Origin of the sequence: Dinoroseobacter shibae DFL 12 = DSM 16493 (assembly GCF_000018145.1) — a bacterium.
Lineage (GTDB): Bacteria > Pseudomonadota > Alphaproteobacteria > Rhodobacterales > Rhodobacteraceae > Dinoroseobacter > Dinoroseobacter shibae.
The window spans coordinates 28311-48769 of sequence record NC_009956.1; the positions used below are offsets into that span (position 1 = coordinate 28311).

The following is a 20459-nucleotide window of genomic DNA, read 5'->3' on the forward strand; positions in this document are numbered from 1 at the left end:
ATGCAACCCGCCCCGGCAGAGATCTGGGCCTGGCTCGACGCGGTGCCCGACCCCGAGATCCCGGCGATCTCGGTGGTGGATCTGGGCATCGTGCGCGACGTGGCCTGGGACGGCGACACCCTGGAGGTCGCGGTGACCCCGACCTATTCGGGCTGCCCGGCCACCCGGGTCATCGCGATGGATATCGAGACAGCGCTGCACGCCCGCGGGCTGGACAAGGTCCGCATCAGGACACAGATCAGCCCGCCCTGGACCACCGACTGGCTGTCGGAAAAGGGCCGTGCAAAGCTGCTGGACTACGGCATCGCGCCCCCCCGGGCGGCGGGCGGGCCGGACAGCTGCCCGCGCTGCCGATCCACCAACGTCACCCGGATCAGCCAGTTCGGATCGACCCCGTGCAAGGCGCAATGGCGCTGCGCCGACTGCCTCGAACCCTTCGACTATTTCAAGTGCATCTGAGGAGCGCGTGTGATGGCCCGTTTTCATCCCCTGTCAGTCACGGATGTCCGCAAGACCATTCGCGACGCGGTCGTGGTGACCCTGAAACCCGTCGACGGGGGCGATTTCGGGTTCATCCAGGGGCAGTACCTGACCTTCCGGCGGTCCTTCGACGGCACCGAGCTGCGCCGCTCCTACTCGATCTGCGCCGGACGGGATGACGGCGTGCTTCAGGTCGGCATCAAGCGGGTCGAGGGCGGCGCGTTCTCGACCTGGGCCAATGACAGCCTCGCGCCCGGCATGACCCTGGAGGCGATGGCGCCGATGGGCAGCTTCCACACGCCCCTCGACCCGCACACGCCCCGCAACTATCTCGCCTTCGCCGGGGGGTCGGGCATCACGCCGATCCTGTCGATCCTGAAGACCGTGCTCGCCCGGGAGCCCGGCAGCCGCTTGACGCTGGTCTATGCCAACCGGGGTGTGAACACGATCATGTTCCGCGAGGAGCTGGAGGATCTCAAGAACCTGCACATGGGGCGGCTGACCGTGATCCATGTGCTGGAAAGCGACGCGCAGGAGATCGACCTGTTCACCGGCCGGGTCGACGGGGCGAAATGCGACGCCCTGTTCGCCCACTGGATCGACATCGACAGCATCGACACCGCCTTCATCTGCGGGCCCGAACCGATGATGCTGGGCATCGCGGCGGCGCTGCGGGCGCACGGGATGACCGACGACCGGATCAAGTTCGAACTTTTCGCCAGCGGCCAGCCCGGGCGCCTGCCGCGCAAACCCGGCGCCGCCGCCGGTCACGACCCCGAGGCCCGGGCGACCGCGGCCACCGTCACCATGGACGGCGCGGCGCGCAGCTTTGCCATGGACAAGGACCAGTCGATCCTCGACGCGGCGCTCGCGAACGCACTGGATGCGCCCTATGCCTGCAAGGCCGGGGTCTGCTCCACCTGCAAGTGCAAGGTGCTGGAGGGCGAGGTGGAGATGATCGCCAACCACGCGCTGGAAGATTACGAGGTGGCAAGGGGGTACGTGCTGTCCTGCCAGTCCTACCCGGTGACGGACCGGGTTGTGGTGACCTACGACCACTAGGCCGGGCTCAGAGCCCGCGCAGCCCCGACAGGGTCAGCCGCGTGACCAGCCCGGCGTAGTCGTCCCGCGCCTGCCGGTCGGCGGGGCTGTTCCACATGTAGAACCAGTTGAGCATTCCGAAGATCGACATCACCGTCGCACGCAGCTTGCGCGAGTCCTGCGCGAACGCCTCCGGTGCGATCGCGGCCACGATGCCGCTCATCTGCCCCACGAGGTCGCGCTGATAGGCCTTGAGGATCTTCTGCTGCTCCGGGGGCAGCAACGGGATGCCCTCGGTCTGGATCTTGTGCTCGTGATCCATCCCCTCATAGGCGCGCAGGGTCTCGGTCACGATCCGCCCGAGCTGCGCCTCGGGGGCGAGCCCGGCCAGGTCCAGCCCGAGGATACGGTCGCGCAGGGCCGACAGGTAAGTGTCGAGGATATCGAAGAGCAGCGCGTCCTTGCTGCTGTAATAGTGATAGATATTGGCCTTCGAGATGCCGCAATCCTTCGCCACCTGGGCCATCGAGGCGCGCGCGAACCCCTGGTCCGCGAAGACGCGGGCCGCGACCTTCAGGATATGCATCCGCTTTGCGTCGTGGTCCTTGGCGATGGGGCGCGACACGGCTAGTCCTTTTTGCGGTTGTCGATGACGCGGACGGCCTTGCCCTGGCTGCGCGCGACCGAGCCGGGGTCGCCGACGACCACTTCGATGGACACCCCGACCATGTCCCGGACATGCTTGGTCAGGACACGGGCCGCGGCGGTTCTCGACAGCTCGTCCGCCGCCGCCGGGGTCGCCTCGACGAAGACCCGCATCGCGTCCAGCCGCCCCGAGGTGTAGAGTTCGATCTGGAAATACGGGCCCAGCCCGCCGGTGGCCATCACCTGTTCCTCGATCTGGGTCGGAAAGACATTGACCCCGCGCAGGATCATCATGTCGTCGGAGCGCCCGGTGATCTTTTCGATCCGCCGCATGCTGCGCGCCGTGCCGGGCAGAAGCCGGGTCAGATCGCGCGTGCGGTAGCGGATCATCGGCATCCCCTCCTTGGTCAGGGTGGTGAAGACCAGCTCGCCCTCCGCACCGTCCTTGAGCACCTCGCCGGTCTGCGGGTCGATGATCTCCGGATAGTAATGGTCTTCCCAGACATGGAGCCCGTCCTTGGTCTCCACGCATTCATTGGCCACCCCCGGCCCCATGACCTCGCTCAGCCCGTAGATGTCCACCGCGTGCATGTCGAAGGCCTCTTCGACCTCCTGGCGCATGGCGTTGGTCCAGGGCTCGGCCCCGAACACGCCCACCTGCAACGAGGATTGCCGCGGATCCAGACCCGCCTTGTGGAACCCTTCAAGGATATTGAGCATGTAGGACGGCGTCACCATGATGGCGGTCGGCCGGAAATCATGGATCAGGCTGACCTGCTTTTCGGTCTGCCCGCCGCCCATGGGAATGACCGTCGCGCCCAGCTTCTCGATGCCGTAATGGGCGCCCAGACCCCCGGTGAACAGCCCGTAGCCATAGGCATTGTGGATCATGTCGCCCGCCCTGAGGCCGGAGGCCCGCAGACTGCGCGCCAGGGTGTCGGCCCAGACCTCGATATCGTGGCGGGTATAGACCACCACCGTCGGCTTGCCCGTGGTCCCCGACGAGGCATGCACCCGCACCAGCCTGTCGCGCGGCACCGCCGACATGCCGAAAGGATAGTGGTCGCGCAGGTCGCTCTTGTGGGTGAAGGGAAACTTCGCGAGATCCTTCAAGTCGCGCAGGTCGTCGGGATGCACCCCGGCCGCGTCGAACCGGGCGCGATACATCGGCACATTGTCATAGGCATGGCGCAGGGACCATTTCATCCGGTCGAGCTGGAGCGCCGCAATCTCGTCGCGGCTGGCGATCTCGATCGGGTCCAGCTCCGCCCGGTTCGGGCTCAGGTCTTTCATGTGGGCTCCTCCCTCCCTGGGATCATTCCTCGAACAGCCGCCCCTTGATCGCGCGGGACAGGCCGCGCATCTCGGCGACGGTCCGGTCGTCCTGATCCGCGACGCGTATGTCGTAGATGCCGCTGCGCCCGGTCAGCGAAAGCTCCCGCGCCGTGGCCGTCAGGGTGTCGCCCAGTTGGGCGGGGGCGATGTAGGTGATCGCATTGTGCTGGGCGACCGTCGCCTGGTTGCGGCTGTTGCAGGCAAAGGCGAAGGCGCTGTCGGCCAGGGCAAAGGTGATGCCGCCATGGCAGATCCCGTGCCCGTTGCAATGGTGGGCGGCCACCTCCAGGGTCAGGGTTGCGGTCCCCACATCGACCGACACGAGCCGCATGCCCAGCCATCTGGAGGCCTGGTCCGAGGACCACATGGCCTCCGCGGCGCGGCGGGCGCGCTCCTGCGGTGTCAACGCCCGGCCCCCCGGACCGGAGCCCGGCCGCGCGGGCCAGCGGCGAGTCGCCCCCCGCGGGTCGCGACGATTTCGGTTGCCGTCTCAATGTCTTGCATCCGCGCGGGATCAGTCATTCCGGGTCACTTTCTGGCCAGCCCGAAATGATCCTTGCATAAACCGACCGGTTGGTCAATTAATGTCGGGGTACCGAGTCAGCAAGGGAAGCCGCCGTGGGGGGCATCGTCGACACGCGCGTGGATACCGACACCGGCCTCGCCTGGGTGACCGTGGACAACCCGCCGGTCAATGCGACCTCGACCGCGGTGCGCCAGGGCCTGCTCGACGCCGTCACCCGGGTGCAGGGGGCGCGGCTGGCGATCCTGCGTTGCGCGGGCCGCACCTTCATCGCCGGCGGCGACATGCGCGAGTTCGACGCCCCGCCGCAGCCGCCGGACCTTCCCGACGTGGTCGACGCGATCGAGGCCAGCGCCACGCCCTTCGTCGCGGTGATGCAGGGCACGGTGCTGGGCGGGGGGCTCGAAATCGCCATGGGCTGCGCCTATCGCATCGCGGCGCCGGGCACACGGTTCGGGCTGCCCGAGGTGACCGTCGGGCTGATCCCCGGCGCGGGCGGCACCCAGCGCGCGCCACGCCTGTTCGGCTGGGACGCGGCCATCGACATGGCCTGCGCGGGCAAGCTGCTGAGCGCGCAGGAGGCCCACGCCCGCGGCGCGCTCGACGCCATCGCCGACGACCCGGAGGCCGCCGCGCGCGCCTTGGTGCCCGAGCCCCGGATCCCGGTCTCCGAACGCCCCGCACCGCCGCCGCCCGACAGCGCCCGGATCGCCGCGCACCGCCGCACCTTGGCCGCGCGCGCCCGCGGGCAAACCGCCCCCCTGCAGGCGCTCGACGCACTGCTCTGGGCCACGGGGCCCTTCCGCGAAGGCCAGCGGAAGGAACGCGCGCTGCACCTGTCCCTGCGCGCCTCCGATCAAAGCCGCGCCCTGCGGCATGCGTTCTTCGCCGAACGCACCGTGGCGCGCCCCGCGGTGATCCGGGACAGGACACCGCGCGAGATCGCCCGCATCGCGGTCATGGGCGGCGGGCTGATGGGGGCGGGCATTGCCGCCGCCTGCCTCGGCGCGGGCTACCGGGTCGACTTGCTGGAACGGGACGCCGCCACCGCCGAGGCGGCCCGCGACCGGGTGCGGGGGCTGATCGCCGGGGCGCTGCGCCGTGGCAAGATCGACCAGGCCCGCCATGACGCGCACTGCGCGGCCCTGCGCACCGGGGTCGGTATCGGGCACGCCGCGGAGGCCGATCTCGCCATCGAAGCGGTGTTCGAAGAGACCGCCACGAAACGGGCGGCCTTCGCCGCGCTGGCGCAGGTCATGGCCCCCGACGCGATCCTGGCAACCAACACCTCCTATCTCGATCCGCGCGAGATCTTCGCGGGCATCCCCGCTCCCGATCGCTGTCTCGGGCTGCATTTCTTCGCCCCGGCCCATGTGATGAAGCTGCTGGAGGTGGTGCGCCTGCCCGAGACCTCCGCCGAGACCCTCGCCACGGCCTTCGCCCTGGCCGGGCGGCTGCGCAAGGTGGCGGTCCTGTCGGGGATCTGCGACGGGTTCATCGGCAACCGGATGCTCGCGGCCTACCGGCGGGCGGCGGAATACATGCTGGCCGATGGCGCCCTGCCCGAGCAGATCGACGGGGCCATGCGCGCCTACGGCATGGCCATGGGCCCGTTCGAGGCGCAGGATCTCAGCGGGCTGCACATCGCCGAGGCCAACCGCCGTCGACAGGACGCGACGCGCCCGGCGCGCGAACGCTACGTCACCCTGTCGGACCAGCTCTGTGCGCTGGGGCGGACCGGACAGCGCGCCGGCAAAGGCTGGTATGCCTATGCCGAGGGCGACCGCCGCCCCCGCGTCGACCCGGCGGTGACCGCCCTGATCACCGACTATTCCGCCGCGCACGGCCTGCCGCGCCGAACCCATGACGCGGGCGAGATCCAGGCCCGGCTGCTGGCGGTCCTGGCCAATGAAGGCGCGCGCCTGGTCGAGGAGGGCATCGCCGACAGCGACGCCGCCGTCGACATGGTCAAGCTGCACGGCTACGGCTTCCCGCGCTGGCGCGGCGGGCCGCTCTTCGCCGCCCGACAGGCGGGCGATGCCACCATCCGCGCCGCCCTCGATGCGCTCGACGCCGCAAGCCCCGGCTCCTGGGTCCGGGCGCAGCGCTACCGCTGACAGCGGCCCCGGGATGCCCGGCCCAAGGAAAAGGAAAGACCATGAGCCTTCTCGACGTCCAAAGCTTCGCGGCCGGCCACTGGATCGCCCCCGATGCCGATGCCCGGATGATCGCGCATGCGGTGACCGGCGCCCCCCTGGCACGGGCGGGCAACGGCGCGCTGGACGTGCAGGCCATGCTGGACTACGCCCGCGACACCGGCGGCCCGGCCCTGCGCGCGCTGACCTTCCACGACCGCGCCCGGATGCTGAAGGCGCTGGCCCTGCACCTGGGCGCACACAAACAGGCGCTCTATGACCTGTCCTTCGCCACCGGCGCCACCCAGGCCGACCACCTGATCGACATCGACGGCGGCATCGGCACGGTGTTCGTCTTTGCCTCCAAGGGGCGGCGGGAGATGCCCGATGCCCATGTCTATCTCGACGGCGAGGTCGAACAGCTGTCCCGCACCGGCACCTTCCTGGGCCAGCATATCGCAACCCCGCTGCAAGGCGTCGCGGTGCATATCAACGCCTTCAACTTCCCGGTCTGGGGCATGCTGGAGAAGCTCGCCCCGACCCTGCTGGCCGGGATGCCCGCGATCGTCAAACCGGCCACCGCCAGCTGCTATGTCACCGAAAAGGCGGTGCGGATCATCCTCGACAGCGGCATCCTGCCCGCCGGCGCGCTGCAGCTTGTCACCGGCGGGCTGGGCGACATGCTCGACCGGCTGACCTGCCAGGACGTGGTCAGCTTCACCGGCTCCGCCGACACCGCGCTGCGCCTGCGCGCGGCCCCTCACCTGCTGCGCAACGCGGTCCGCTTCGTGGCAGAGCAGGACAGCCTCAACGCCTCGATCCTCGGCCCCGACGCGGTGCCCGGCACGCCGGAATTCGATCTCTTCATCCGGGAGGTGGCGCGGGAAATGACCGCCAAGGCGGGCCAGAAATGCACCGCCATCCGCCGCATCCTCGCCCCGCAGGCCCAGGTCGACGGGGTGATCGCCGCCCTGGGCGCCCGGCTGGCCAAGACGGTGATCGGCGACCCGCGCGACACCGCCACCACCATGGGCGCCCTGGTCTCCAACGGCCAGAAACGCGACGTACTGGCGAAGGCCCGCGTCATCGCCACCGAGGCCGAGCGTGTCTTCGGCGACCCGGAGGCGTTCACGGTCCACGGCGCCGATGCCCGAACGGGCGCGTTCCTGCCACCGATGCTGTTACACTGCGCCGATCCCGATGCCGCGCAGCGCCTGCACGACACCGAGGCCTTCGGGCCGGTCTCGACGGTCATGGGCTACCGCGACCTGGATCATGCCGTGGCCCTGGTCAATCGCGGGGCAGGCTCCCTGGTGGCCTCGCTGATCACCCATGACCCGGAGGTCGCGCGCCAGGTCGCCCTGGGCGCGGGCGCCTTCCACGGGCGGCTCTATATCAACGATCGCGACAGCATGGGCGAGGCCACCGGCCACGGCGCCCCCCTGCCCCACATGATCCATGGCGGCCCCGGACGTGCCGGCGGCGGCGAAGAACTGGGCGGCGTGCGCGGGGTGATGCACTACATGCAGCGCACCGCGATCCAGGGCAGCCCGGACATGCTGACCGCGATCGGGGGCAAATGGGTGCCCGGCGCGACCGAAACCCCGGCCCCGGCCCATCCCTTCACCCGCGGCTTCGACGCGCTGCGGATCGGCGAGACCCTGCACACCCCGGCGCGACAGGTCACCCTGGCCGATATCGAGCATTTCGCCGCGTTCACCGGCGACACCTTCTATGCCCATATGGATGACGCGGCGGCGGCGCGAAACCCGTTCTTCCCCGGGCGGGTGGCCCATGGCTACCTGCTGCTGAGCTTTGCCGCCGGGCTGTTCGTGGATCCCGACGAAGGCCCGGTTCTGGCCAATACCGGCCTCGACAGCCTGCGCTTTCTCAAGCCGGTCGCGCCGGGCGACAGCCTCAAGGCCCGCCTGACGGTCAAGCACAAGACCCCGCGCAACGACGCATATGGCGAGGTGCGTTGGCATGTGAGCCTGACCAACCAGGAGGACGACCTGGTGGCGGAGTACGAGTTGCTCACCATGATCGCCTATGCCGCCTAGGGTTGGAAACAGCGCCCCCACGGTCTAGGAACCGGGTATGCAGAGCCCGCCCTTTCCCGCGATCGTCCAGCACCTGACCGGGGACCGGACCCCGCGGGTCTGGTCCTTCCTGATCTCGGTCTTCGGCGATCTGGCCCAGGCCCCGGACGCCCGGATCAGCGCAGCCCTGCTGCGCCAGATCTCCGCCCAGATCGGCATCAGGCCCGAGGCGATGCGTGTCGCCCTGCACCGGCTGCGCAAGGATGGCTGGATCGACAGCGCCCGCGCGGGCCGCACCAGTGCCTATTTCCTCACCGACCGCGGCCGGGCGCAAAGTGCGGCCGCCTCGCCGCGGATCTACGGCACCGGCCCCGGGGCCGAGACCGCCTGGCTGGCCGCCTTCAACCCGGGTCAGCCAGGGGCACACCAGGACGAGGCGGGCGTCTGGCTGTCGGCGACCCTGCTGGTCAGCGCCACCCGGCCGGCGACTGCCGACGCCTTCGTCACCCCGCTGGGGCCGGGCACCGCCCTGCCCGACTGGATGACCGCCCGGATCTGCGACGCGACCACGGTGCAGATGGCCGCGGACTTCGCCAGGGCCCTGGCCGGTCTGCGGCCGTTGCTGGACAGCGCGCCGGGTCTCACCACGTTGGAGACCACCGCCCTGCGCGTGCTGCTGGTCCATGGCTGGCGCCGGATCGTGCTGCGCACCCCGATCCTGCCCGATCACCTGTTTCCCGCAACCTGGCAGGGCCCGGTCTGCCGTGACGGGGTGGCGGACCTGCTCGCCCGCTACCCCAAGCGCCCCCTGGCCGAGCTGGAAGCCGCCCGCACTGCGCTGCCTTGCGGCTGAGACCGGCCCACGCCCACGGGCGGCAGAACTTTTCTGGTATCATCGGAACCAAAGCGATTTGGCGGTGTTGGTAAGGCAATGGCACGGCGCGACCGTGCTGCATGACCGAACGAAAAGGAGTTTCACCATGAAACGCATTCTGACCTACACCACCGCCCTGACCCTTCTCGCCGCACCGGCCCTCGCGGACATGAGCGCCGATGCCAAGATGGACCTGGTCCGCAACGCCCAGCAGTTGCTCAACGAGTATGACATCGCGGCGGATGCCGACAGCCTGAGCACCGCGCAACTGGCCGAGATCCAGGCGCTCGACGTGAGTGACCGCTCCGTGGCCGAACAGCGGCTGGAACAGATCGTGGGCGCCTCCGCCACCGACACGAACGTCACCGCGGACGTGTCCGTCCCGGATGTCGAGGTCGCAACCCCGGACAGCGAAGTCGTGCAGAGCATTCTGGATGATTTCGACATCGCGGCGGATGCCGACAACCTGACGGAGGCCCAGAAGGCTGAAATCCTGGCCGTGGACATGAGCGACCGCTCGCAGGCCGAGATGAAGCTGAAGACCATTGTCTCCGGGTAATATCCCACACCGGGCGGCGCCCCGCGCGTCGCTCGACCAGACCAGGGGGCGTCCTGCGGGGCGCCCCTTTTGGCGTGCCCGCGCGCGTCCACGCCCTGCATGATTTCCCGGCAAGTCGGTGCAAAACCGCACAGAGCGGGGAAAGATCCGGCAGAAATACGGCACAACTATTGACCTTCGGAGCCAGCAATGCACTTTAAGCGACATGACTGTTCTGTAAGCGACATATACGCGGCACTGCTGCGCGCCCCTGCGCGCCGGTGCCCTGAGCCGTCCCCGCCCTCTTCCAACCCTTCGAGGTCCCGATGAAGCACGAGCCCGTCTCCGGCGCCCCCCTTCCATTCAACGCCCGCCCCTTCGCCCGCGTCGCCGTGCTCGGCGCCGGGTCCTGGGGCACGGCCCTGGCCGTGACCTTGGCCCGCGCCGGGGTTGAAACCCGGCTCTGGGGACGGGATCCGGCCGTTCTGCGCCAGATCAATGCCGGGAACAGCACCCCACACCTGCCGGGCGTGACCCTCCCGGCCAGCCTGCGCGCGGTCAAGGACATGGAAGGCGCGCTGACGGGCGCCGAGGCCGCGCTGATCGTGGTCCCCTCGCGCAGCGTGCGCAGCGTCGCGCGCCAGGTGGCGGAATACGTCCCCGACGGCCTGCCCATCGCGGTCTGCGCCAAGGGGATCGAGGCCGAGACGGGCCTGTTGATGACCCAGGTGGCCGAAGAAGAACTGGGCAAATGCCCGATCGGCTGCGTCTCGGGCCCCACCTTCGCGGTGGAAACCGCCCTCGGCCACCCGACCGCCGCCACCGTGGCCTTCCCGTTCTCCTATGCCGACCGCCTGCGCCCGCAGGACAGCCCCGCCGCCCGGCTCGCCGTGTCCCTGACCACCGAGAGCTTCCGCGCCTATGTCTCCGACGACCTGGTGGCGGTGGAGATCGGTGGCGCGGTCAAGAACGTCATCGCCATCGCCTGCGGGATGATGACCGGCGCGGGGTTTGCCGAGAACACCCGTGCCGCCCTGATCACCCGCGGCCTCGACGAGATGAAGACGCTGGCCGAGGCCCTCGGCGGACGCCGCGAAACCGTCACCGGCCTGTCGGGCATCGGCGATCTGTCCCTGACCTGCTCCAGCCCGACCTCGCGCAACATGTCGCTCGGCCAGCAACTGGGCCAGGGCCTCGCGCGCGCCGCCTGTTTCGACGGCAAACCCGTGGTGGTGGAGGGCGAGGTCAACGCCCGCTCCGTCACCGATCTCGCCCGCAGCGTCGGTGTCTCCATGCCGATCTGCGAAACTGTCCGTGCCATTCTCCATGACGGCGCGGATCTCGGGCAGGCCTTCGCCGCGCTCTGGGCCCGCCCGATCGAGGCCGAGCCGCGCGCCATGGACCTGTCTTTCGATCACCCGGCCACCGATAAGGCCATCGCAACACTTGCCGAAAGGATCTCATGACCCGTCACGAAACCTTCCCCCCCTCCCCCATCGCCGACAAGGACCTGGTGCTTGCCACCGATCTCGACGGCACCTTCCTCGGCGGCACCGACGCCGACCGCGCCACCTTCTACAACTGGATCGAGGCGAACCGCGCCCGGGTCGGCCTGATCTTCGTCACCGGCCGCGACGCCGGGTTCATCAGCCAGATGGCCCGCCGCGGCGAGGTGCCCAAGCCCGATTACGTGGTGGGCGACGTCGGCACGACCATCGCCGAAATGGGCAAGACCGACCATTTTCTCAGCCCGATCGAGATGCTGGAGGCGGATATCGCCGACGCCTGGGGCGATGCGGGCACGCGGGTGCAGGCCGCCCTGCGCGGGGTGAAGGGGTTGCGTTTGCAATCGACGGGCTTCCGCTACCGGGCGAGCTATGACCTCGACCCCGACGCCTTCGAGGACCGCGCCTTCGACATCGTGGCCGATCTGGGCCTCGACGCGCTGAAATCCGACAACCGCTTCTTCGACGTCCTGCCCAAGGGGGTCAGCAAGGGCCCCTCGCTGCTGCGACTGCTGACCCATCTGGGCGTGCAGAACCACAAGACGCTGGTGGCCGGCGACACGCTCAACGATCTGTCGATGCTCCGGCTCGGCCTGCCTGCCGTGGCCGTGGGCGGCTCCGAGCCCGCCCTGCTGGCCGAGGTCGAACCGCTTGATCATGTCCATGTCGCGCGCGGCATCGGCGTCGCCGGGATCGCCGAGGCGATCACCCACCTGAACCTGTTTCCGAAAAGCTGAAGGAGAGACCCATGTCGTCAGATCTCGTGATCGTCTACCACCGTCAGCCCTATGAAGAGGTCGAGGAGGACGGCCAGACCGTCTTCCGCGAGAACAAGAGCCCAAATGGCATCGTCCCCACGCTCAAGAGCTTCTTCGGGCGCGTCTCCCACGGGTCCTGGATCGCCTGGAAACAGACCGAGACCCCCGAGACCCCGGAATTCGACCGCAAGGTCGAGATCTCCGACGATTACGGGAACTACACGGTCTCTCGCCTGCCGCTGGCGCCCGACCAGGTGCGCGAATTCTATCACGTCACCTCCAAGGAGGCCTTCTGGCCGATCCTGCACGGCTTCAAGGAGCGGTTCAATTACGACCCCGTGGAGTGGGAGAATTTCCGCGACGTGAATCGCCGCTTCGCCGAGGCCGCCTCCGAAGAGGCCGCCGAGGGGGCCGTGGTCTGGATCCACGACTACAATCTGTGGCTGGTGCCCGGGTTCCTACGCGCGATGCGCCCGGATGTGAAGATCGCCTTCTTCCACCACACGCCCTTCCCCTCGGCGGATATCTTCAACATGCTGCCCTGGCGCAAGGAAATCATCGGCAGCCTGCTGGCCTGTGACGAGGTGGGCTTCCACATCCCGCGCTATGCGGCGAATTTCGTCTCTGTCGCGCGCAGCCTGTTCGACGTGGACACGCCCAAGCGCCACGCGGTGCCCGAGGCCTGGATTTCCGAAGGCACCGCCCTGACGGAGCGGGTACTGCCCAGCACGATCACCCATGACGGGCGCGACGTGACGGTGACGGTAACACCCCTGGGGGTGGATGCCGCCTATATCGACGCCCAGGCCCGCGCGCCCGCGACCCAGGCCCGCGCCGCCGAGATCCGCGCCGAGATGGGCGAAACACGGCTGCTTCTGTCGGTGGGCCGCACCGATTACACCAAGGGCGGCGTGCAGCAGCTCGAAAGCTTCGAGCGCGTGCTGGAGGCTCGGGCCGACCTGCGCGGCAAGGTGCAGCTGATGCATGTGTCGGTGTCGGCGAACCGCAACATGGCCGCCTATGAAGAGATCCAGAACGAGATCGAGCAGGTCGCGGGCCGGATCAACGGCCGTTTCGGCTCGCTCGACTGGCACCCGCTGGTGCTGGTGTCCCGCGCGATCCCGTTCACCGACCTCGTGGCCTATTACCGGGCGGCGGATGTGGCCTGGATCACGCCGCTGGCGGACGGGATGAACCTAGTGTGCAAGGAATTCATCGCCTCCCGGATCGACGGCGACGGGGTGCTGGTCCTGTCGGAATTCGCCGGGGCCGCGGTGGAGCTGGAGGATGCCATCATCACCAACCCGTTCTCGCACAAATCCATGGACCTGCGCATCCAGGAGGCGCTGGACATGGATTCGGCCGAGCGCAAGGCCCGCATGGCCGGGCTGCGCGCCTCGGTGCTGGGCAACACGGTGCAGGACTGGAAGCCGCAAATCCTCGCCGCCCTCGACAAGCCGGTCTTCGACAGCGCGGCCTGAGCGACGGCACGGGGCGCCGGGATAAAACCCCGGCCTACCCCCGGCCCCGCCCTGTGCGCAAGGATGTAGGCCGGGGTTTTGCCCCGGCCTTGCCGATCTCACACGATGTCCTCGGGCACCCCGGGCATGGGCATATGCAACTCCGGCACCTGCGCGATGTCATGGGGCACCATGAACCCGCGCCGGGCCTCCGGGGCGCTGCGGGCATTCTCTTCGGCCTGCGCCGCCCACCAGGCCTGCGCCGTCCCCAGCGCCAGCGCGCTGTCCGGCACCGCCCCGCCCCACCAATGCATCGCCAGCGCCCGCCACAGGGCCCCCACCCGCTCCGGCGCGCGCAGATCCAGCGCCACCTCCGTGTCCCAGCGCAGCGACCGCCCGTTCAGGTTGGCCGAGCCCACCAGCGCCCGCCGGTCGTCGCAGATCAGCACCTTGGAATGGACGTAGACCATCGGCGCGCCGGCATGGACCTTCAGGTCATCCTCCGCCGCGCGCTCGGGCTTGACCGGGCTGAGCACCGCTGCCCGCGGCCCGAACGCCTCCGTCACCCGCTTCAGGCTCTTGTGGCTCAGCCACAGCCCGAACCGCGCATCCGCCCCGCGATTGTCCTCGAAGGCCACGTCATCGGGCAATGCCGGCAACACCAGGATCAGCCGCAGCCCGGGCCGGCTCATCCCCGCATGGGCAAGCGCCGCCGCGATCCGGCTCGACCGCAAGAACTGCGTCTCGATATAGATCAGCTGCTCGGCATCGCGGATCGCCTCCAGATGGGCCGCCTCGATCTCCCGCAGCCGGGTCCAGGGGGCGAGGTACGGCGCCTGCAACCGCCGTGGCGCCGAGATCGTCCGCCGCAGACACCGACCCTTCGCAAGGGCCCCCTGCCCCGCACAGGCCGCCAGGAACCCGTCGAGATGCGCCGCCGCCTCCGCCGCCTCGGGCCCGCGCAGCAACAGCTGCACATCGGTCCAGGTCCGGCGCGCCCTGCGGTCATGCTCCAGCGTGTCGAACCGCCGCTCGTTCTGGTCCAGACCCCCGATATAGAGCCATTCCCGGTCGATCACGGCGATCTTCTGGTGATGGGTGACCGTGGCAAAGACCGGCACCTTGCCCTTCTCGCGCTTGGCCAGCGGCCCCAGCACGCTGCGCCACATCAGCCCGGCCCGCGCCGGATGCAGGGCGCGCACCACCTCCAGCCGGTCGCCCGCGCCCGTGACCTCGGCCAGCCCCGCGCCCTGCCGCGCCGTCGCCAGCGCGATCTTGTGCAGGGGCGCGGCCATCACCGGGTCGAAATCGCTGACCACCAGCCGGATGCGCACCCCCTGCCCCAGCTTGTGCGCCAGAAGGTCGAACCAGTCCGCCCCCACCGCCCGGCCCTCGTCGCTGCGCAGGGCGGTGGTCATGTCGAAGATGCGAAACCCCATCTGGATCTCGTCGCGTGCGTCCAGCACCGCGCGCTCGAAGGCCGGCCAGGCCTCCTCCGCGGTGATCAGCACCTGGAAGGGCGTCCGCTCAGGCAGCATCGGGCACGAACTCCGCCGGGCGGAACCGCACCACCATCCTGTAGCTGTCCGGCAGGTCCTCGACCTCCTCGACCCCGTCGAGCTGCATCACGAAGGCCCGCATCAGCCGGGTGCCGATGCCGGTGCTGTCATTGTCCAGTTCCTCGCCAAGGGGCGTGCCGCGCGTATTCTCCACCGCCAGCTCCACTCGCCCGTCCGGTGCGGCCTTCAGGGTCACGTCGATCCGCGCGGCCGCGTCCTCGGGCCGGCCCACGTATTTGAACGCATTTGTCAGCATCTCCGACAACACCATGGACAGGGGCACCGCCTGGTCGGGATAGAGCTGCAAGGGCGTCAGATCCCGCCGCACGGTCACCGCCCGCGCCCCCTGCCCGGCCAGGGCGGCGACTTCCGACACCATCTCGTCGGCCAAGGCCGCCACGTCCACGCAGGTCATCTCGGTCGTTGTATACAGCGTCCGGTGGATTGCCGCCAACCCCTGCACCCGCCGCTGCAAGCCCTGCAACACGCGCTTGGTCTCGGGCGCGGTGACGGTCCGGCTCTGCATGTTCATGATCGAGGCGATCATCTGCAGGTTGTTCTTCACCCGGTGATGCACCTCGCGCAGCAACACCTCCTTGTCCTGCAGATCCTGCTCCCGCCGGGCCTCCGCCTCCGACAGGATCAGAACCATCCGGTTGAAGGCCCGCTGCGCCTGGGCGAACTCGGTCGAGGGCGCGTCGAGCTGCAGGGCCGCCACGTCCCGCTCCCCCAGGGCGAAGCGGCGCATCGCATCCCGCAACGCGCTCACATGGCGGATCACCAGACGGTGCAGCCCGAAATAGGCCACCAGCACCCCAGCCGCCCACATCAGCAGCGGGAAGAGCACCGCCATCCGCCCCTGCGCCGGGGCCGTCCCGATGGCGCCGACGGGCCAGCTGCCGATCACCAGCACCTCGTCCTCCAGCAGGGTGAAGGTGGCAAAGACCCGTACTTCCCCGGCTTGGTTCCGCCCCCGAAAGGTGGTGCTGCCATCGCTGCGCAAGACCCCGGTATCCAGCGCCTCGGGCAAGAGCGCCCGAGCCCCGTCCAACCCTTCGGAGGCGGAGATCACCTCGCCCGCGCGGTTCAGCACCACGATCTCCAGCCCGCGCTCGGCGGGTTGGCTCGGCAACAGGTCGTTGACGATGGCATGGGGGATCGAGATCGCGACATAACCCGCAAATGCCCCCGCCGCATAGATCGGCACATTGGCGATCATCACTGACTGGCCGCTCACCGCGCCCTGTTCGTTCACCTCGAAACTCAGGCCCGGCGCGGCCATCAACTCTGCAAATCCCGGAAAATCCGAGAAATCCACCTCCTCGCCATGGCTCGAACACCGCATCACCCCGTCCGGCGGCAGGAATCCGGCGAACACGATCTGGTTGCTTTGGTCGATGAATTCGCCCAGCACCGCGCTGCACCGGGCGGGATCGTCCAGAAGCGGCAACAGGGCAACCCCCAGCCCCCGGGCCGCGCCCACCGCCTCGATCAGGACCCGACGCTCCAGGGCCACGGCCTGCCGCGCTTCGGCGATCAGGGCGCCGCGGGCCAGATCCTCCGCCCGGTCGATCACGCTCCGCGTCTGGTAGAGCGAGATCAACCCGAGCGGCAGCAGGGCAAGCGTCATCAGGCCGATCAGCCGAACCGGCAGGCTGCGCAAGGACAGGCGCACAGGCTCAGGCCGCGCTCTGGTTTCCGGCAACGATGCCCTGGGTGACGCTGTCGGTCATCTCCATCGCGTCGTCCTCCGACATCTCCAGAAGCTCGGTCAGCTTGTTGCGCGCACGGTTCACCCGGCTCTTGATCGTGCCGATCCGCACGCCGCACATCTCGGCGGCTTCCTCATAGGAAAATCCGCCCGCGCCAACCAGGATCAGCGCCTCGCGCTGCTCGTCCGGCAACTCGGCGAAGGCTTCCCCAAACTCGCGCATCTGCAAGCGCCCGTCATGGTCGGGTTTCTGGGCGAGGCCCGCGGCCATCTCGCCCTCGGTGTCCTCGACCTCCCGCTTGCGCTTGCGGCGCAGGGAATAATAGGTGTTACGCAGGATGGTGAAGAGCCAGGCCCGCATGTTCGTCCCGGCCTGGAACTTGTCGATATTCGACCAGGCCTTGACCAGCGTGTCCTGCACCAGGTCATCGGCGGTGGCCGAGTTGCGTGTCAGGCTGACCGCAAAGGCGCGCATGGCCGACAAATGCTCGACGATCTCGTCGCGCGGGTCCGCCTTGGGTGCACCGCTCATGCGTCACCCCCGGACTTTTTCTTGGCATCCTGCGCCTTGAGCTGCTCCAGAAGCTGGGTCAGCCGATCCGGCACCTCTTCCTTCAGAACATCCTCATAGGCGCGCTTGAGGTTCTGGTCGATCTGGGCATCGAGCGTTGATTTCCGCCGTTTCTGCATCACGTCTTTCTGGGTCAAGGCATCCGGTCCTGCGAATTATTGTGGAACCGAAACGCAGGACCGCGCGTTTGGTTCCAGACTTCGGTCGAAAAAAAACCTAGCTCGCGCCCGGACGCTTTCAAAGTCCGGGCCATCCGAACAACAAGAGGGGTTCATGTCCCAGGTGACTGATACATCGCTTTCGGCTCAGATCGGAGCCAACCTTCCCTACCTGCGCCGCTATGCCCGCGCCCTCACCGGCAGCACCGCCTCCGGCGACGCCTATGCCGCCGCCACGCTCGAAGCGATCCTGTCGGACCCGGCCCAGTTCGACGCAGCCCACGGGCCCAAGGCGGGCCTGTTCCGGGTGTTCCACGCGATCTGGTCCAGCTCCGGCGCGCAGATGGACGACGAATTCGCTCCCGGCAGCCTGCAGGCCAAGGCCCAGGATCATCTGCGGCGGCTGACCCCGAACACCCGCGAGGCGCTGCTGCTGCACACGGTCGAGGGCTTCGACATCACGCCGCTCGCCTTCGTGATGAACGCCACCGCCGAAGAGGTCTCGGAACTCGTGGACATCGCCTATGCGGAAATGGCCCGGTCGGTCAGCGGCAAGGTGATGATCATCGAGGACGAGGCGATCATCGCCGCCGATCTCGAAAGCATCGTGGCCGAGATGGGCCACCGCATCACCGGCATCGCCCGCACCGAGACCCGCGCGCTCGAGCTCGCCGCCGAGGAGAAACCCGACCTGATCCTGTCTGACATCCAGCTCGCGGATCAGTCCAGCGGCATCGACGCGGTCAACCGCATCCTCGACCGCGACGGCGAAGTCCCGGTGATCTTCATCACCGCCTACCCCGAACGCCTGCTGACCGGAGAAGGCCCCGAACCCGCCTTCCTGATCTCGAAACCCTACACCGAGCAACAAGTCCGCTCGGCCGTCAGCCAGGCGATGTTCTTCGCGTCGACCGAGACGTTGAAGGCGTAACCGTCAAGACACCCGGGACCGCACATTCACCATGTGACGGTTTCGGGTTGGCACAAGGCAAGGCTCGGAAATCAGAGAACAAGGGGTCCGTAATGTGCGCCTTGTGAGCGGTTTACTTGAAGTAGAGCCTCCGTGCAGTCTTGCTGGCCTTGACGTCTTTTTTCCAGCCGCCGCCACCAGCGGAGTCATATATGGCAAAATACCCGGTATCGGCCCGATACCTGAGAGTTTCCGTTCCCTTTGAGTATCGGCCTTCATCGGGACAACCGCTTGCTACAAATGCGACCGCCTGGGGCACACTCCCTCCGTTTTTGTTTCGGTATTTGAGCGCTTTCTCTTTACCCTTGGTTGTCAGGTCCGTGGCCGCAAAATCCGCATAAGGATCAACCGAGTTGTCAACCTGGGCGCCGCCTTGGGGCAGCATGCCGCCTTTAGCGTTCTTCAGGACCAGTTTGCTGCCCGTCTTTACCCTGACATGGTAGCCCGTGCCGCCGACCATAAGCGTGATGTGGGGTTCAGGGTCCGCGCCACCCGCGGCGCCACCAAGACCCCCCTTGTGAACCCAGGCCGCAACGCACCAAGCGTTTGTCTCCATCTCGTTCATCAAAGCCGCGAAGTCTTTTTGGGTCCCGCTATAGCCTCTGTGGACAATCGCGGCTGCCAGCTCGCGAAGGCCGAAAACCCTCGTAATAGGCGTGTTCGCATTCCCGGGAAACATCGCAACCGTTTGACTGTGTTGATCCATGATTGCGTCGGTAATATCGGATTTGCTCTTGCGCTGAAGAACGGCGCGGGCCTGCATCGGCGCCCCGGTCTTCATGACCTCGGTCGGCGTGAATTTCGATTGGTGAAGAGCCTGCGCCCCCATCCGGTCCGCCTCGGCCTCCAGCCCCGCGTCGTCGTTGATCGCCACGCCCTTGGCCTGCATCGTGGGCCGCACCCGGCCCTGGGCCTGCTGGACCACGTGCCAGGCTTCGTGGGGCAGATGTTTCTCCTGTCCCGGGCCCAGGTGGATATCACGGCCCTGGGCGTAGGCGAGCGCGCCGACCTGCGCGGGCTGCGGGGAATTGCGATGCACCCGCACATCAGCCATGGAGTGGCCCGACAACGCCTCGACGCCCGCCTGCAACTGCGGCGGCAGGCCCCCATTCCCCCCCGGACCCGGTTGCGCCTGCACGGGCGCGGCGCCGTTCGCCTTGCCCTGCAACGGCTCTTCGTCCTCCAGACCCCTGCCCTGCAGCGGCTCTTCATCTTCCAGCCCGGCGGCCTGAAGCGGCTCCTCATCCTCCAGACCCTTGCCCTGCAAAGGCGCCTCGTCCTCGACAGCCATCCGCTGCACCGCCCGCGCGGCCATCCCCTGTTGCATCGCCAGAAGCTGTGTCACCCGCGGGCTCGCCTGCATCACGGCCTGCAACGGGGTCGCGGCCAAGGTCGCGCGCCGCTGTCGCACCGGCATGAGCGGGGCCACCGCCCCTTCCGGGCTGGCCTTTCGGGCATGATCGGGCATTGCGTTTCTCCCTCGGTCCGGATGCATGGCGATGTCATCCGTAGCACGAAACGCCCGTTTCCCAAACGTCAACACGCCATGAAAAAAGCCCCGCCGGGAACGGCGGGGCCAGGCAGGCAACTCGGATCAGAGCTGTCAGGACTTTGTCAGCGCGCGCAGCATCCAGGCCGCTTGCTCGTGGAACGCGCTGCGCTCGGTCGCCAGATCCTCGGTCACCGGGTCCTTGCGGCTCTCCACAAGCTCCACCAGCGCGTGGAGCCGGTGCGCGATCTTCTCATGGTCGGCGGCCAGATCCTCGATCATTTCGAAGGCACTCATGCCATCATGGCCGTCCTGCACCCGCGACCGCTCCATCACGGCGCTCAGCTGCATCGGGGCCAGCTCGCCCAGGGCGCGGATCCGCTCGGCCAGCTCGTCGGCGGCCGCGAACATGTTCTCGTACTGCTCCTCGGTCATCTTGTGCACCGAATAGAACAGCGGTCCCTCCACGTTCCAGTGATAGGCATGGGTCTTGAACACCAGCCGGTAGGTGTCCGACAGCACATCCGCCAGACCGCTGGCGATGGTGGCGGTGTCGCGGACGCCGGTGGACACGTCGTCGGTGGAGGGGATGATTTTCAATGCGTCGGTCATGTCTGTCTCCTTGCTCATTGCTTGAAAGACCAACGTCCGCATGCGCGGTTTTGTTC

At 68.2% G+C, this 20459-nt stretch carries 19 protein-coding genes; 10 read left to right on the top strand and 9 right to left on the bottom strand.

Annotated features, from left to right (window positions below; genetic code table 11):
- Both paaD and DSHI_RS19285 read left to right on the top strand, forming a co-directional pair.
- On the top strand, window positions 1-459 hold the full coding sequence (gene paaD, locus DSHI_RS19280) for a 1,2-phenylacetyl-CoA epoxidase subunit PaaD (protein WP_012187214.1): 459 nt from the start codon (window positions 1-3) through the stop codon (window positions 457-459).
- 12 nt (window positions 460-471) lie between these two features.
- A complete protein-coding gene (locus DSHI_RS19285; protein WP_012187215.1) occupies window positions 472-1542 on the top strand; it encodes a 2Fe-2S iron-sulfur cluster-binding protein in 1071 nt (356 codons plus the stop codon).
- A gap of 7 nt (window positions 1543-1549) precedes the next feature.
- Here the strand turns inward: DSHI_RS19285 and DSHI_RS19290 are convergent, their stop codons facing one another.
- From DSHI_RS19290 to paaI, 3 genes are read right to left on the bottom strand one after another with little or no spacing between them, the layout of a single operon-like run.
- Window positions 1550-2146, bottom strand: a complete 597-nt coding sequence (locus tag DSHI_RS19290) for a TetR/AcrR family transcriptional regulator (protein ID WP_012187216.1) — start codon at window positions 2144-2146, stop codon at window positions 1550-1552.
- A gap of 2 nt (window positions 2147-2148) precedes the next feature.
- Entirely contained in the window at window positions 2149-3459 is a 1311-nt protein-coding gene (gene paaK, locus DSHI_RS19295; protein WP_012187217.1) for a phenylacetate--CoA ligase PaaK, read from the bottom strand.
- A 22-nt stretch (window positions 3460-3481) separates the two neighbouring features.
- Window positions 3482-3907 (bottom strand): hydroxyphenylacetyl-CoA thioesterase PaaI, encoded by a 426-nt coding sequence (paaI, locus tag DSHI_RS19300; protein WP_012187218.1) that lies wholly within the window; start codon window positions 3905-3907, stop codon window positions 3482-3484.
- A gap of 212 nt (window positions 3908-4119) precedes the next feature.
- On the opposite strand from paaI, the gene DSHI_RS19305 reads away from it, so the two are divergent.
- The 7 genes from DSHI_RS19305 (at window position 4120) to ggpS (ending at window position 13354) form a co-directional block, all read left to right on the top strand.
- The gene (locus DSHI_RS19305) at window positions 4120-6141 is read left to right on the top strand and encodes a 3-hydroxyacyl-CoA dehydrogenase NAD-binding domain-containing protein (protein ID WP_012187219.1); all 2022 of its coding nucleotides are present in this window, start codon (window positions 4120-4122) and stop codon (window positions 6139-6141) included.
- A 41-nt stretch (window positions 6142-6182) separates the two neighbouring features.
- Entirely contained in the window at window positions 6183-8219 is a 2037-nt protein-coding gene (gene paaZ, locus DSHI_RS19310) for a phenylacetic acid degradation bifunctional protein PaaZ (RefSeq protein ID WP_012187220.1), read from the top strand.
- Between the two features lie 37 nt (window positions 8220-8256).
- Window positions 8257-9051 carry a PaaX family transcriptional regulator C-terminal domain-containing protein gene (locus DSHI_RS19315; RefSeq protein ID WP_012187221.1) on the top strand — a complete coding sequence of 265 codons (795 nt, stop codon included), beginning with the start codon at window positions 8257-8259 and terminating at the stop codon, window positions 9049-9051.
- 127 nt (window positions 9052-9178) lie between these two features.
- Window positions 9179-9631: a hypothetical protein gene (locus DSHI_RS19320; protein WP_012187222.1), complete on the top strand. Its 453-nt coding sequence runs from the start codon at window positions 9179-9181 to the stop codon at window positions 9629-9631.
- A 305-nt stretch (window positions 9632-9936) separates the two neighbouring features.
- Window positions 9937-11076: an NAD(P)H-dependent glycerol-3-phosphate dehydrogenase gene (locus DSHI_RS19325; protein WP_012187223.1), complete on the top strand. Its 1140-nt coding sequence runs from the start codon at window positions 9937-9939 to the stop codon at window positions 11074-11076.
- The gene (locus tag DSHI_RS19330; protein ID WP_012187224.1) at window positions 11073-11852 is read left to right on the top strand and encodes an HAD family hydrolase; all 780 of its coding nucleotides are present in this window, start codon (window positions 11073-11075) and stop codon (window positions 11850-11852) included. The genes DSHI_RS19325 and DSHI_RS19330 overlap by 4 nt, the downstream gene beginning before the upstream one ends.
- 11 nt (window positions 11853-11863) lie before the next feature.
- A complete protein-coding gene (gene ggpS / locus DSHI_RS19335) occupies window positions 11864-13354 on the top strand; it encodes a glucosylglycerol-phosphate synthase (RefSeq protein ID WP_012187225.1) in 1491 nt (496 codons plus the stop codon).
- A 98-nt stretch (window positions 13355-13452) separates the two neighbouring features.
- On the opposite strand, the gene DSHI_RS19340 is transcribed toward ggpS, so the two are convergent.
- The 4 genes from DSHI_RS19340 to DSHI_RS19355 are packed head-to-tail and all read right to left on the bottom strand — an operon-like array spanning window position 13453 to window position 17311.
- The gene (locus tag DSHI_RS19340; RefSeq protein WP_012187226.1) at window positions 13453-14871 is read right to left on the bottom strand and encodes a phospholipase D family protein; all 1419 of its coding nucleotides are present in this window, start codon (window positions 14869-14871) and stop codon (window positions 13453-13455) included.
- The gene (locus DSHI_RS19345) at window positions 14861-16522 is read right to left on the bottom strand and encodes a sensor histidine kinase (protein WP_157865449.1); all 1662 of its coding nucleotides are present in this window, start codon (window positions 16520-16522) and stop codon (window positions 14861-14863) included. Before DSHI_RS19345 ends, DSHI_RS19340 begins: the two co-directional genes overlap by 11 nt.
- Before the next feature lie 49 nt (window positions 16523-16571).
- The gene (locus DSHI_RS19350; protein WP_012187228.1) at window positions 16572-17135 is read right to left on the bottom strand and encodes an RNA polymerase sigma factor; all 564 of its coding nucleotides are present in this window, start codon (window positions 17133-17135) and stop codon (window positions 16572-16574) included.
- Entirely contained in the window at window positions 17132-17311 is a 180-nt protein-coding gene (locus DSHI_RS19355; RefSeq protein ID WP_012187229.1) for a NepR family anti-sigma factor, read from the bottom strand. Before DSHI_RS19355 ends, DSHI_RS19350 begins: the two co-directional genes overlap by 4 nt.
- Before the next feature lie 136 nt (window positions 17312-17447).
- On the opposite strand from DSHI_RS19355, the gene DSHI_RS19360 reads away from it, so the two are divergent.
- On the top strand, window positions 17448-18263 hold the full coding sequence (locus DSHI_RS19360; RefSeq protein WP_012187230.1) for a response regulator: 816 nt from the start codon (window positions 17448-17450) through the stop codon (window positions 18261-18263).
- 112 nt (window positions 18264-18375) lie between these two features.
- Here the strand turns inward: DSHI_RS19360 and DSHI_RS21960 are convergent, their stop codons facing one another.
- The gene (locus DSHI_RS21960) at window positions 18376-19770 is read right to left on the bottom strand and encodes an eCIS core domain-containing protein (RefSeq protein ID WP_012187231.1); all 1395 of its coding nucleotides are present in this window, start codon (window positions 19768-19770) and stop codon (window positions 18376-18378) included.
- Between the two features lie 135 nt (window positions 19771-19905).
- Window positions 19906-20403 carry a Dps family protein gene (locus DSHI_RS19370; RefSeq protein ID WP_012187232.1) on the bottom strand — a complete coding sequence of 166 codons (498 nt, stop codon included), beginning with the start codon at window positions 20401-20403 and terminating at the stop codon, window positions 19906-19908.
- Between the last annotated feature and the right edge of the window lie 56 nt (window positions 20404-20459).